General features: G+C 67.1%; 15 protein-coding genes. 6 read left to right on the top strand and 9 right to left on the bottom strand.

All coding sequences use genetic code 11. The features are described 5' to 3' along the window. Positions 1-394 precede the first annotated feature (394 nt). Positions 395-2,356 (top strand): acetate--CoA ligase, encoded by a 1,962-nt coding sequence (gene acs / locus E4487_RS19395; protein WP_047592968.1) that lies wholly within the window; start codon positions 395-397, stop codon positions 2,354-2,356. A gap of 60 nt (positions 2,357-2,416) precedes the next feature. On the opposite strand, the gene E4487_RS19390 is transcribed toward acs, so the two are convergent. Beyond that, positions 2,417-3,034, bottom strand: coding sequence for a LysE family translocator (locus tag E4487_RS19390; RefSeq protein WP_150605888.1), 618 nt, complete (start codon positions 3,032-3,034; stop codon positions 2,417-2,419). Positions 3,035-3,100: 66 nt separating this feature from the next. Between E4487_RS19390 and E4487_RS19385 the strand changes: the two genes are divergently transcribed. Continuing rightward, entirely contained in the window at positions 3,101-4,015 is a 915-nt protein-coding gene (locus E4487_RS19385) for a LysR family transcriptional regulator (protein ID WP_150605886.1), read from the top strand. Between the two features lie 46 nt (positions 4,016-4,061). Here E4487_RS19385 and E4487_RS19380 read toward each other — a convergent pair whose 3' ends face one another. Next, on the bottom strand, positions 4,062-4,739 hold the full coding sequence (locus E4487_RS19380) for a DUF4197 domain-containing protein (RefSeq protein WP_175254149.1): 678 nt from the start codon (positions 4,737-4,739) through the stop codon (positions 4,062-4,064). A gap of 117 nt (positions 4,740-4,856) precedes the next feature. On the opposite strand from E4487_RS19380, the gene E4487_RS19375 reads away from it, so the two are divergent. Further along, positions 4,857-5,258: a hypothetical protein gene (locus E4487_RS19375; RefSeq protein WP_037057389.1), complete on the top strand. Its 402-nt coding sequence runs from the start codon at positions 4,857-4,859 to the stop codon at positions 5,256-5,258. Between the two features lie 6 nt (positions 5,259-5,264). Here the strand turns inward: E4487_RS19375 and E4487_RS19370 are convergent, their stop codons facing one another. The 5 genes from E4487_RS19370 to E4487_RS19350 form a co-directional block, all read right to left on the bottom strand. Continuing rightward, positions 5,265-5,972, bottom strand: coding sequence for an SDR family NAD(P)-dependent oxidoreductase (locus tag E4487_RS19370; RefSeq protein WP_175254148.1), 708 nt, complete (start codon positions 5,970-5,972; stop codon positions 5,265-5,267). Beyond that, positions 5,969-6,502: a DUF3833 domain-containing protein gene (locus tag E4487_RS19365; protein ID WP_037057385.1), complete on the bottom strand. Its 534-nt coding sequence runs from the start codon at positions 6,500-6,502 to the stop codon at positions 5,969-5,971. Before E4487_RS19365 ends, E4487_RS19370 begins: the two co-directional genes overlap by 4 nt. Before the next feature lie 8 nt (positions 6,503-6,510). Further along, on the bottom strand, positions 6,511-7,056 hold the full coding sequence (locus E4487_RS19360) for a chalcone isomerase family protein (protein ID WP_134677438.1): 546 nt from the start codon (positions 7,054-7,056) through the stop codon (positions 6,511-6,513). A gap of 331 nt (positions 7,057-7,387) precedes the next feature. Further along, complete coding sequence (locus E4487_RS19355; protein ID WP_218953016.1) at positions 7,388-8,080, bottom strand: SDR family oxidoreductase; 693 nt, start codon at positions 8,078-8,080, stop codon at positions 7,388-7,390. Beyond that, on the bottom strand, positions 8,077-8,940 hold the full coding sequence (locus E4487_RS19350) for an MBL fold metallo-hydrolase (RefSeq protein WP_037057380.1): 864 nt from the start codon (positions 8,938-8,940) through the stop codon (positions 8,077-8,079). Before E4487_RS19350 ends, E4487_RS19355 begins: the two co-directional genes overlap by 4 nt. 98 nt (positions 8,941-9,038) lie before the next feature. Here E4487_RS19350 and E4487_RS19345 point away from each other — a divergent pair, with 98 nt between their 5' ends. From E4487_RS19345 to E4487_RS19335, 3 genes are all read left to right on the top strand, one after another. Beyond that, positions 9,039-9,938: a LysR family transcriptional regulator gene (locus tag E4487_RS19345; RefSeq protein ID WP_175254147.1), complete on the top strand. Its 900-nt coding sequence runs from the start codon at positions 9,039-9,041 to the stop codon at positions 9,936-9,938. Positions 9,939-10,006: 68 nt separating this feature from the next. Beyond that, a complete protein-coding gene (locus E4487_RS19340) occupies positions 10,007-11,368 on the top strand; it encodes an EAL domain-containing protein (RefSeq protein ID WP_175254146.1) in 1,362 nt (453 codons plus the stop codon). Positions 11,369-11,597: 229 nt separating this feature from the next. Further along, on the top strand, positions 11,598-12,266 hold the full coding sequence (locus tag E4487_RS19335; protein WP_175254145.1) for a TIGR04211 family SH3 domain-containing protein: 669 nt from the start codon (positions 11,598-11,600) through the stop codon (positions 12,264-12,266). A gap of 4 nt (positions 12,267-12,270) precedes the next feature. On the opposite strand, the gene E4487_RS19330 is transcribed toward E4487_RS19335, so the two are convergent. Next, positions 12,271-12,504: a cytochrome Cbb oxidase CcoQ gene (locus tag E4487_RS19330; protein WP_037057372.1), complete on the bottom strand. Its 234-nt coding sequence runs from the start codon at positions 12,502-12,504 to the stop codon at positions 12,271-12,273. Beyond that, positions 12,494-12,782 (bottom strand): cbb3-type cytochrome c oxidase subunit I (locus E4487_RS19325; protein WP_175254144.1); only part of this gene is annotated, 289 nt, incomplete at its 5' end. The genes E4487_RS19330 and E4487_RS19325, both read right to left, overlap by 11 nt.

Genomic DNA, 12,782 nt, shown 5'->3' with positions numbered 1-12,782 from the left:
TGCTGATCAGCTTCCTGCTGGTGATCACCTACATCCCGGCCGTGTCCATGGCCCTGCCGAACTGGCTGGGCATGAGCTAGGACCACCGACGATACCGCGTCTACCTCTGCGCCCGGCCCTGTGCCGGGCTTTTTTTCGGCGGGCGTGCAGTGCGCAAGGGCAACGCTCGGTGGACCCGCCGGCGCGGGGGCATGCGCCTGACGAAACGCGAGGAACGCTGTCGATGCGCGTCGTGTCGAACGGTGCATGACGCTGCCGCATGGGCTCGACACCTGCAGGGCAGGGCCTCGAGACCATGGTCTTAGAGCGGTAAGACCATGGTCGAATGGCCTCACGAAGGGTCGGGAGATACAAAAGGCAGCATACAAAAACAACTACCCACCGAGGTGATTCCATGAGTGCTGCGTCTCTTTACCCTGTGCGCCCCGAAGTGGCCGCGCGGACACTGACCGACGAGGCCACCTACAAGGCCATGTACCAACAGTCGGTGGTCAACCCCGAGGGTTTCTGGCGCGAGCAGGGCCAGCGCATCGACTGGATCAAGCCCTACACCAAGGTCAAGCAGACCTCCTTCGACGACCACCATGTCGATATCAAGTGGTACGCCGATGGCACCCTGAACGTGTCCTACAACTGCCTCGACCGTCACCTGGAAGAGCGCGGCGACCAGATCGCGATCATCTGGGAAGGCGACGATCCGTCCGAGCACAAGGAAATCACCTACCGCGAGCTGCACGAGCAGGTGTGCAAGCTGGCCAACGCCCTGCGCGGCCAGGACATCCACCGCGGCGACGTGGTGACCATCTACATGCCGATGATCCCGGAAGCCGTGGTGGCCATGCTGGCGTGCGCCCGTATCGGTGCCATCCACTCCGTGGTGTTCGGTGGCTTCTCGCCCGAGGCGCTGGCCGGTCGCATCATCGACTGCAAGTCCAAGGTGGTGATCACCGCCGACGAGGGCGTGCGCGGCGGCAAGAAGGTGCCGCTGAAGGCCAACGTCGATGACGCGCTGACCAACCCGGAAACCAACAGCGTGCAGAAGATCATCGTGGTCAACCGCACCGGTGGCAGCATCAAGTGGAACCAGCACCGCGACATCTGGTACGAAGACCTGATGAAGGTCGCCGGCAGCGTCTGCGCGCCGAAGGAAATGGGCGCCGAGGAAGCGCTGTTCATCCTCTACACCTCCGGTTCCACCGGCAAACCCAAGGGCGTGCTGCACACCACCGGCGGCTACCTGGTGTACGCCTCGCTGACCCACGAGCGCGTGTTCGACTACCGTCCGGGCGAGGTCTTCTGGTGCACCGCCGACATCGGCTGGGTCACCGGCCACAGCTACCTGGTCTACGGACCGCTGGCCAATGGCGCCACCACCGTGATGTTCGAGGGCATCCCGAACTACCCGGACGTGACCCGTGTCGCCAAGATCGTCGACAAGCACAAGGTCAACATCCTCTACACCGCGCCGACCGCCATCCGCGCCATGATGGCCGAGGGCAAGGCTGCCGTGGAAGGCGCCGACGGTTCCAGCCTGCGCCTTCTCGGTTCGGTCGGTGAGCCGATCAACCCGGAAGCCTGGCAGTGGTACTACGAGAACGTCGGCCAGAGCCGTTGCCCGATCGTCGACACCTGGTGGCAGACCGAAACCGGCGCCTGCCTGATGACGCCGCTGCCGGGTGCCCACGCCATGAAGCCAGGTTCCGCCGCGCGTCCGTTCTTCGGCGTGCAGCCGGCGCTGGTGGACAACCTGGGCAACATCATCGACGGGCCGGCCGAAGGCAACCTGGTGATCATCGACTCCTGGCCGGGTCAGGCGCGTACCCTGTTCGGTGACCACGACCGCTTTGTCGACACCTACTTCAAGACCTTCAAGGGCATGTACTTCACCGGCGACGGCGCCCGTCGCGACGAGGATGGCTACTGGTGGATCACCGGGCGTGTCGACGACGTGCTCAACGTCTCCGGTCACCGTATGGGCACCGCCGAGATCGAGAGCGCCATGGTCGCCCACAACAAGGTGGCCGAGGCCGCGGTGGTCGGCGTACCGCACGACATCAAGGGCCAGGGCATCTACGTCTACGTGACCCTGAACGCGGGCGAGGAACCGTCCGAGCAGCTGCGTCAGGAACTGAAGAACTGGGTGCGCAAGGAAATCGGCCCGATCGCCACGCCGGATGTCATCCAGTGGGCGCCAGGTCTGCCGAAGACCCGCTCGGGCAAGATCATGCGCCGTATCCTGCGCAAGATCGCTACCGCCGAATACGCTGCACTCGGCGACATCTCCACGCTGGCCGATCCTGGCGTGGTGCAGCACCTCATCGATACGCATCGCCAGATGCAAGCCGCCTGCGCCTGACCGGCAACGGCAAACGAAAGCCCCGCCCGGCCACAAGCCCGGCGGGGCTTTTTCATGGCCTCAGCGTGGTTGCGAGGTCGTGGCCAGCCACAGGGCAAAGCCGACCAGCAAGGTGCCGAACAGTTGCTCGATGCGCTGCCGCATGGCCAGCAGGCGCAGCCGCACGGCTTGCGCCGACAGGCCCAGGGCGACCAGGGCGAACCAGACGACATGGGCGATGGCGATGAATGCGCCATAACCCAACTGGCTGGCCAGCGAGGTCTGCGGGCTGACCACGCCCATGAACAGGCTGACGATGAACAGCGATGTCTTGGGGTTCAGTGCATTGCCGAGGAAGCCCATGCGCAGGGCGGCGAAGGCGTCGACGGCCAGCGCCGGGCTGTTCGTCTGCTGTTCCTCGGGGCGGCTACGCAGCATGCGCAGCCCCAGGTAGAGCAGGTAGCCGGCGCCTGCGAACTTGCACAGGGTGAACAGCCAGGCGGACTGCTGCAGCAGCAGGCCGAGGCCGAGCAGGGTGTAGGCCACGTGCACGAGCACGCCCAGGCCGATGCCGACAGCGGTGAACAGGCCGGCGCGCCGGGACAGCATCAGCGATTGCCGGCAGACCAGCGCGAAGTCCGGGCCGGGACTGATGCAGGCGAGCAGGGTGATGGTGATTACAACTATCCATTCGCTCATGAGGTATGGTGTCTCTCGGTTAGTTAACACCTATATTTTCCTCGTTTGCTGCATGGGCCTGTAACGATGATTTCTGATGCATATCGTGAGTTTGAATCGTCATCTTCTGGCGCCCGCCTGCCCTCGCTGACGGCCCTGCGCTGCTTTGCGGCAGCGGCGCGCGAGGAGCACTTCGCCCGTGCGGCCGAGGCGTTGCACGTGACCCCCGGTGCCATCAGCCGCGCGGTGCGCCTGCTCGAGGCCGAGCTGGAGGTGACGCTGTTCGAGCGGCGCCGGCAGCGTGTGTTTCTCACCGACGAGGGGCGGCAGCTGGCCCGGGCCGTGGAGGAGGGGCTGGCGGTGATGGCGCAGGCGGTCGCTGAACTGCGCGCCAGGGCCCGGCGCGGACGCCAACTGGTGATCTCCTGCGAGCCGACCCTGCTGATGCGCTGGCTGATCCCGCGCTGGAGCGAGTTCCAGGCGCGCCATCCGCAACTGCCCATGCATCTGGTGGCGGGCGGCGGCGGTTTTTCCTTCGAACAGGGGATCGACCTGGCCATTCGTCGCGACGATTTTCCCTGCCCGGCGCATTACCACCGCGAACCGCTGTTCGAGGAGCAGGTGGCGGCGGTGTGCCGCACGGACAGGGTCGAGCAATGGTTCACCGCCGAGGGCCAGTTGCGCCCGTCGGCGCCGCTGCTGCATACGCGCACCCGGCCCACGGCCTGGAGCGCCTGGGCGCAGGCTGCCGGACAGTCCGTCAAGGCGCAGGGCGGGCAGGTGTTCGAGCACTTCTACTTCAGCCTGCAGGCGGCGGTCGCCGGGCTGGGGGTCGCCATCGGCCCCTGGCACCTGGTGCAGGATGACATTCGCAGTGGCGTTCTGGCGGCGCCGTCGGGGTTCTTCGGCGATGGCTCGCGCTACTGCCTGTACCTGCCGGCGGCTCCGGCAGAGGATTCACTGGCGAGCGAGCTGCTCGCCTGGCTGCGCGCGGTGGGCTGAGGGCCTGCGACGTCCCGTTGCGGGGCGTCGCAGGCGCCGGGTTGGCTCAGAGCGCGCCGAACACCTTCTTCGCCAGGCTGGTGGCGGCGGCGGCCGGGTTTTCGCGGATGCTGGCTTCCTGCTTGGCGATCATCTCGAACAGGCCATCGAGCGCCTGTTCGGTGACGTAGCCTTCCACCGTGCTGCTCTTGGCGTCGACCACGCCGAAGCTGGCGGCCTGGCCGGAAAAGGCATTGTACTGCTGGGCCAGGCCGACCTGGTCGGTGGCCTGCTTGACGATGGGCAGGAACTTGGCGCGAATCTGCTCGCGGCTGCTCTTGTTCAGGTACTGCGTGGCCGAGTCCTGCGGGCCGCTGAGGATCGCCTTGGCGTCGGCCACGGTCATCTTCTTCACGGCATCGACCAGCAGCGCCTGGGCTTGCGGCACGGCGGCCTCGGCGGCCTTGTTCATGCTGCTTTCCAGCTGTTCGACCTGGGCACCCATGCCCATCATCTTCATGGTCTTGGCGGCTTTGCCGAGCTTGCCCGGCAGTTCGATACGCACGTCGGGATTGTTGCTGAAGCCACCGGGCGTGCCCAGTTGCTTGACCGCCACCTGGGCGCCCTGGATCAGTGCGTCCTTCAGGCCGCCGCTGGCGTCCTGCTGGCTCAGGTCGGAGAGGGACAGGGCGAAGACGTTGGCCGAGAGCAGCAGGCCAGCGGCGAACGTGGTGAAGCGCAACATGGTGTTCATCCTTGCATCGAGGGGGAATGCTGTGAGCTTAACGAAGTCTGCCACGCTGGCAAGCCGGCCGATGGGCGTGGATGGGCAGCGCGCCTGGCTATGGCTATGATCAGGGGCATGAATTCACCCCTGCCTCTGCGTAACCCCTGTCCGCCGGGTGCCTGTGACTGTCAGCGCGATGAGCTGCTGGCGTTGCCGGGCGCCGATACGCGTGTGCTGCTGCTGACCCGGCAGGAGGAGCAGCGCCTGCTCGAGCGCCTGGAGAGCCTGCAGAGTCTGGAGGACCTGCAGCGCATGCAGCAGCGCATGTACGAACAGCTGGGCATTCGCCTGCAGATCGAGCCCAGCCATGGCGAGGTGCGCAGCATGCGTGGCATCCACATGCACTTCGAGGCGCATCCGGGGCTGTGCCGCAAGACCCGGCAGAGCATCCCCGCCGCGATTCGCCGGGCCATGGAAAAGACGCCGGAAATCGCCTGGCGCCTGCTCGACTCCTTCGATCTGTTCGGTGGCTCGTAGCTCGCCCTACCAGGGCAGCGGCTGACCATCGTAGGCATGGAAGCTGCCGCTGTGCTCCGCTCCCAGGCTGTCGATCACCCGCAGCAGCTCCCTGGCGGCCTGCTCGGCCGGGCGAGCCGCCAGCGCGCCACGGAAGGGCTGCGACAGAGGGGAGATCACCGTACCGGGATGCAGGCTGAGCAGGCGCGCCCTGGGTTTGCTGCGCGCCAGTTCGATGGCCGCGGTCTTGATCAGCATGTTCAGCGCCGCCTTGGACGAACGGTAGGCATACCAGCCGCCCAGGCGGTTGTCGCCGATGCTGCCGACCTTGGCCGAGAGCATGGCCATGGCGCCCTGCGCGTCGAGCAGCGGCAGGAAGTGCCGCAGCACCAGCGCGGGCCCCAGGGCGTTGACCTGGAACACCGCCTGCAACGCCTCGGCCTCGATGGCTGCCAGGCTCTTTTCCGGGGCGACGCCGGCGCGATGCAGGAGCCCGGCTGCATGCACGATCAGCTGATAGGGCCCTTCATCGGCCAGCGCAGCGGCGGCCTCGGCGATGCTGGACGGGGCTTCCAGGTCCAGCGCCGGTGAGCTGCCACGGCTCAGCTCGCGCACGCTGGCGCAGTGGGCGTCGGCGCGCAGCAGCTGGCAGAAGGCCTGGCCGAGGGCGCCGCTGGCGCCTATGACCAGCGCCTTGTAGCGCGTCCCCAGGCTGCCGAGCAGTGGCGTGTTCATGGTGTGGCCGCCGCGCGGCGGAAGAACAGCGTGACCTGGCCCAGCTCGATGCCGAACTTGCTCATGCTGGAACGGTTGATCAGGGTGTCGTCGTCCATCAGGTACATCCAGTCGTCGAAGTAGACGACGTAGGTGCTGTCATCCACCGGCAGGTTGAGGTGATAACGCCAGCGCAGGGCGTTGCCGGCGACTTCGCCGACGGCCTGGCCGACCACGTCGTCGGCGCTGCCGAGCCAGCGCCCGGCGCCGTCCGGGGTGAGGGTCCAGACCCGGCGCTGGCGCGTGCCGTCGCTGTACAGGAAGCGCTCGTCGAGAATCAGCCTGTCGCCGTCGCGGCGACTGTCGATGTCGACGTGAAAGCGCTTGATCACTTCGCCGGAACGATCCTGGAACATGCCCCAGGCCTGTACCGGACCGCTGAAGAAGGTGGGCAGGTCCAGTACGGGGCGTTGGTCGGCGTAGCGCTCGACGGGAACCTGGCCGCAGCTGACCAGCAGCAGGCAGGCGAGCAGGATGGCAGGCGTTCTCATGGCACTCCTCATCGGTTGAGGCCGAGCAGCGCGGCACGCAGTTTCGGGCTGCGGGTCTGCGGGTCGAGCCAGATGGCGAAGAAGGCGCGGGCGAACTCGTCATCCTCGATGACGTGCTGCAGCTGGCCATTGACGTAGAAGCGACAGCCCCGGCCGGGGAGGAACACGCCGGTGATGCGCGTGCCGTCCTCGACGTCGACGAAGGCCTGCTGCATCTGCCGGACCCAGTCTGCCTGCTGCTCGCGATCGAGCGGCTCGCCGTTGAGGCGGCGGATTTCGTCGAGGCTGGTGTCCACCAGGGTGTCGCGGCTGATGCGGCGCCGGTAGGTGAGCTCCAGGGCGAAGGGCTGCGAGAAGTCCACCTGCGCCACCGGGCTCCACAGCTTGGCGTTGTATACCGAGAAACCGAACCAGCTGAAGTCGCCGCTGCCGATCAGGGTCGCCTGTGGCACCTGGGCACGCCAGCTGCCCTGGGCGCAGGCCGGCGCGGTGACGCAGGCCAGCAGGAGCAGCGCCAGGAGGGCTGCTGGCAGCGGTCGAAGCGAGGTCGCCATGGGCGCTTCCTCCGGGGCTGGTGGTGGCCGCGTCCAGCCGTGCAGCGAGTGGCCCGGCGGCAACGGGCGATGAATAAAAAAATCCGGCAACCAGGAAAGGGGGGAGAAGAGGGTTGCCGGATTGCGCAGCGTGTCGAGTTCGAGCGTTCACGGGCGCCCGGTACGGCGTCCATGAGACATGTTGCTATTCAATATATGTACAAAATCTAGTTTTGTAAAAGAATTGTATAGCTGTGTGCGAATGCAGTGAGGTTGTGCGGGCGGCGGGGCGGGAGCGTCGAAGACCCTGTGCCTCGTTCGGGCGAGGCACGGGCAGGCGTGTGGCGGGGCGTCACCAGGGCAGTGACTGGCCCTGATGATCGAGGAAGGCGCACTGGCGACGCCCGAGTTGATCGAGGATCACCTGGCGCAGGTCACTGGCGCTCTGCTCCACGCTCAGCGGGGCGGCCTCACCGCCCATGTCGGTGCGCACCCAGCCGGGGTGCAGCGCCAGCAGGCTCCAGGGCAGGCGTGGCAGTTGCGCCTGCCAGCTGCGCAGCAGGCTGTTCAGCGCGGCCTTGCTGGCGCCGTACAGCGGCATGTCGGCGGCACGTGCCAGCGTCAGGCTGGCCATCTGCGAGCTCATGAAGGCGATCACGCCACCGTCGGCCACCTGCTCGGCCAGGCACTGGGCCAGGCGGATCGGGGCCACCGCGTTGGCCAGAAACAGCTGGCCGACATCGTCGAACAGGGCCTGGCGCGGGTCCTGGTGGCCCGGGCCATAGACCCCCGCATTGAACAGTGCGCAGTCGAGGCGCCGGCCATGCAGGGCGGCTTCGAGGGTGCTGGCCGCGTCGAGGCGAGCGAGGTCGCAGGCGATCACCTGCAGCGCTTGTGGGTGGCGGGTGCGCAGGGCGTCCAGCGGGCTGGCCGGACGCAGTTCGCGCACCACCGCCAGCACCTCCCAGCCCGCCTCGACGAACGCGCGGACCAGGCCGAGGCCCAGTCCGCGCGAGGCGCCACAGATCAGGATGCGGCCACTCATGGCCACTGCATTTCGCCCTTGAGCACCTTGGCGCTCAGCTCCAGGCTGCTGTCATCCTGCAGCTGGGGATAACGCGCCTGCATGGCGGCGATCAGCGCCTGGCTGTCCTTGGCCTTGGGCAGTTGCTGCTCCAGCGTCAGCAGGTATTCGCGGGTGAAACGCAGGTCGTCGAGGCCCATCGCCGGCTTGCCGAGGTAGTGACCGGGTACCAGGGTGGTCGGCTGCAGCGCTTCGAGTTCGTCCAGGGATTTCAGCCAGCGCTGGCGCGCTTCGGCGCTCTGCGCATCGGCCACCCAGAGGTGGATATTGGCGCTGGTCAGCACGCCGCCGACCACGGCCTTGATGGCGGGAATCCACAGGCTGGTGTGCTGTGGGTCGTGACCGACCACTTCGATGCGCTGCCCTTCGAGTTCCAGCGCATTGCCTTGCAGGGGCTCGGGCACCTGGGTGCGGGCTGGGGCGCTGTCCTTCAGGATCGGGCCCCAGTAGGCCAGTTTGGGCGCGCGGGTCTTCTCGATGTAGGCGACGGTGGCCGGGGTGGCCAGTACCTTGGCGTCGGGGTAGGCGCGGGTCAGGGTATCGAGGCCGAAGTAGAAATCGGGATCGCCATGGCTGATGAAGATGGTGGTCAGGCGCTTGCCGCTGGCGCGGATGCGTTCGACCAGGGCCTGGGCCTCGGTGTTGGAGAACTGCGCGTCCACCAGGATGGCGTCCTTCTCACCGCTGATCAGGGTCGAGCTGACCGGGAACACGGCATTCTCGCGCGGGTTGTAGATGTCCAGGGTCAGTGGCTGGGCGAGGGCGCCAGCCGCCACGGCGAGCAGGCCGAGGCCGGCGAAGAAACGGGAAGTGAGGGACATGGTGTTCTCCAGGCAGGTGAGGGGCGCATCTTATGCGCTACCTGGCGAGCGAAAAGCCCCGTAAGCTGGTCATGTTTGTTGCACGAATCGAGCGAATTATGGATCGACTGACAGCGGCACGGGTTTTCGTCGAGGTGCTGGAGCGCGGTAGCCAGACGGCTGCGGCCGAGGCGCTGGACATGTCGCGGGCCATGGTCTCGCGCTACCTGGCCGAGCTGGAAGGCTGGGCCGGGGTGCGCCTGTTGCATCGCAGCACGCGCAAGCTGAGCCTGACGGCCGCCGGCGAGCAGATGTTGCCGCAGTGCCGCGAGATGCTGGCGCTGGCCGAGCGCATGCAGGCCCTGGGGCAGGGCGTTGACGCCGTGCCGCGCGGCACGCTGCGTATCACCAGCAGCCAGTCCTTCGCCCAGGCCTGGCTGGTGCATGCGTTGCACGACTTCACCAGCCGCTACCCGCAGGTCAACATCGACCTGCTGATCGGCAGCGAGGCCGTCAACCTGGTCGAGGCGCGCATCGACCTGGCGCTGCGCATCACCAACCAGCTCGACCCCAACCTGATCGCCCGGCACCTGGCGGTATGTCGTTCGGTGGTGTGTGCCGCCCCGGCGTACCTGGCGCGCCAGGGCACGCCGCAGCATCCGCAGGACCTGACCCGGCACAACTGCCTGGCCTACGCCTACTTCGGCCGCAGCCTGTGGGAGTTCGCGCACCAGGGCGAGGCGACTGCGGTGTCGGTCTCCGGCAGCCTCAGCGCCAACGAGTCGATGGTGCTGCTGGAGGCGACGCTGGCCGGCGCTGGCGTCAGCCTGCAGCCGCTGTATTCGGTGGAGGCGCTGCTGCGCGAGGGCCGGCTGGTGCAGCTGCTGCCCGACTATCGCTCGCCCGAGCTGGGCATCCACGCGCTCTACGGCAGTCGCCGGCAGATGCTGCCGGCCATGCGTCTGCTGCTGGATTTTCTCGCCGAACGCCTGGCCAGCAAGGAACACTGGCGCTACTGAAGCGGTGCCGAAACTTGCATTCGGCCCAGCAGCTTCAAGAATGAGAGTGATCGCTCAAGGACTTTCCCATGCCATCACTCTCGATCTTCGGCAAACGTGTCCGCCAGCTCTGGCATGGCGCGGACCTGGCGCTGGTCGGTCAGCGCCGCGAGCGGCGCATGCGCATGCTGGCCAGCCTGGTCATGGTCGGGATGGGGGTGTTCTGGGGGCTGTTCTTTCTCTCGCACGGCTACACGGCCATCGCCCTGATGGACCTGGCGATCATTCTCAGCGGCGTGGCGGTCTTCCTCCTGACCCTGCGCAACCGGGCGCTCAGCGCCAACCTGGTGCTGTTCGGCGCACTGCTGGTGGTCGTGGTTGCCTCGACCCTGCTGCTCGACCCGCCCACGCTCGCCGCGCCGCGCGCCACTCACCTGTACCTGCTGCCGATGGCCGTGGCGGCGCTGATGGCGTTTCGCGACGAGCCCATGGGCTTGCGCTACGGCATCTCCCTGTTCTGCCTGCTGCTGTTCGTCGCGCTGGCGGCCTCCACCTGGCGGCCGACCGACCTGCATGCGCTGCCGGACGGGGTGCGCGTGGTTGGCTCCTGGGTGCAGGCGCTGGTGGCCATGCTGATGTTCTTCTTCCTGCTGCACATCCTGCAGACCGACACCGCCGAGCGCTCCGAGCTGGATCGGGACCTGCGCGCTGCCGTGCGCGAGCGCCAGTTCGTCCTGCACTACCAGCCGCAACTGAACGGCGCCAACCGGGTGATCGGCGCCGAGGTGCTGATTCGCTGGCTGCATCCGCAGCGCGGCCTGCTGGCGCCGGGGGAGTTCATCGACCACGCCGAGCACACCGGGCTGATCATCCCCATCGGCCACTGGGTGCTGGAACAGACCGCCGAGCAGCTGCACCAGTGGCAGGACGAGCCGCTGTACCGCGACATCGACCTGGCAGTGAACATCAGCCAGAAGCAGTTCTCGCAGAACAGCTTCGTCGCCGAGATCGCCGGGCTGATCGAGCGGCACCGGATCGACGCGCAGCGCCTGGAACTGGAGCTGACCGAGACGCTGATCGTGCACGACATGGAGGACCTCACGCGCAAGATGACGGCGCTGGTGGAGCGTGGCGTGCGCTTCTCGCTGGATGACTTCGGCACCGGCTTCTCCTCCCTCAGCCATCTCAAGCGTTTGCCGCTGAGCAAGCTGAAGATCGATCGCTCGTTCGTCTGCGACGTGCTCAGCGATGCCAACAGCGAGGCCATCGTGCGCAGCGTCATCGCCCTCGGCCAGAGCATGGGCATGACGGTGATCGCCGAAGGCGTGGAAACCGAGGCGCAGCGCCACTTTCTGGCGAGCAACGGCTGCAACCAGTTCCAGGGATACCTGCTCGGGCGGCCGATGCCGCTGGCGGATTTTCGCGCCTTCGTCCAGCGCCACAACGGCTGAAGCGCTGCTGCGTCCATCGTTCATCGTCAGCGGCGAGTGAACTCGAAGCCGTCCGCCAATGTCTGTCTGCTGTCGGCCCGAACGGGGAGGGGTAGATGGCTAATTGCCGCTAGTGTGGCGTCTTCGTCGCAGATTCTGCTCGTATCGTGTTGCAGCGCGTTTGCCGTGCTCGCCGTCATCGCCCATCCCGCTCGCCGGGTCCGTCTGACTGCCACGTGAAGATCCTCCCATGCTTTTATCCCGTCATTTCTCCTGTCGCATCGCTCCGCTCCACACCCGTGCCCTGGGCGCCTGCCTGCTGCTCGGGGGGCTGCTCGGCAGTACCCTGCTGCACGCCGAAGAGACCGCCGGCAATCAGCGCTGGGTCAGCAACAGCCTCAACACCTATGTGCGCAGTGGCCCCACCGACGGCTACCGCATCGTCGGCACGCTGACGTCCGGGGAGAAGGTGGAGCTGCTGCGTACCCAGGGCGACTACAGCCAGGTACGCGGCGCCAGCGGCAATGCGGTGTGGATTCCCAGTCGTGACCTGCAGTCGGTGCCCGGCCAGGCCGAGCGCCTGCCGCAGCTGGAGCAGAAGGTCGCCGACCTGAGCGCCGAGCTCAAGGGCATCGACGACGCCTGGAAGGCGCGCGTGCAGGGCATGCAGGAGACCCTCGACTCGCGCAAGCAGCTCATCGAGGAACTGCAGGCCGCGCGCAGCGCGCTGGATGCCGAGCTGACCACCACGCGCTCGCAGCTGCGCGATGCCCAGGCGCAACTGGGCAACGAACAGCAGCAGGCGTTGATGCGCTACATGGCCTACGGCGGCAGCATCGCCGGTGCCGGGCTGCTGCTCGGCCTGATCCTGCCGACCATGCTGCGCGTGCGCCGCAAGCGCAACGATCAGTGGGTCTGAGGCGCTACAGCAGGCGCTCCCCGAGGTGCTCGCAACGTCCGTCGCAGGCCCCCGGGCAGGCGCAGCCGCTGGTGCTGCGCCCGGTGTCGCGTTCCACCCGGCGCGCCACTTCGGGGTCGTCGACGAAGGGCAGCATGGTCGCTTCGTCGAGCTCGCGCTGCGTCGCTCGACCGAGGCTGATCTGTACGCCGAGGTAGAACAGCAGCAGCGCGAGTATCCCCCAGGCCTCAGCGGGCATGAGCGACCTCCGGCGCAGGCTGCGTGGCCCGTTCGCCGGCGCGCAGGGTCAGCCAGGTGTTGAAGGCCATCAGCAGCATGCCGCTGAGGAAACACAGGCCGCCGACCAGGCGCACCACGAAGCCGGGGTGGCTGGCCTCCAGCGCTTCGACGAAGGAGTAGGTGAGGGTGCCGTCCTCGTTGACCGCGCGCCACATCAGGCCCTGGGTGATGCCGTTGACCCACATCGAGGCGATGTACAGCACGGTGCCGATGGTGGCCAGCCAGAAGTGCGCGTTG

This window comes from Pseudomonas sp. BMW13 (assembly GCF_013357275.1).
GTDB lineage: Bacteria > Pseudomonadota > Gammaproteobacteria > Pseudomonadales > Pseudomonadaceae > Aquipseudomonas > Aquipseudomonas khazarica.
Note: the sequence above shows the minus strand (reverse complement) of the source record. Positions and strands in the feature narration are given on the sequence as shown.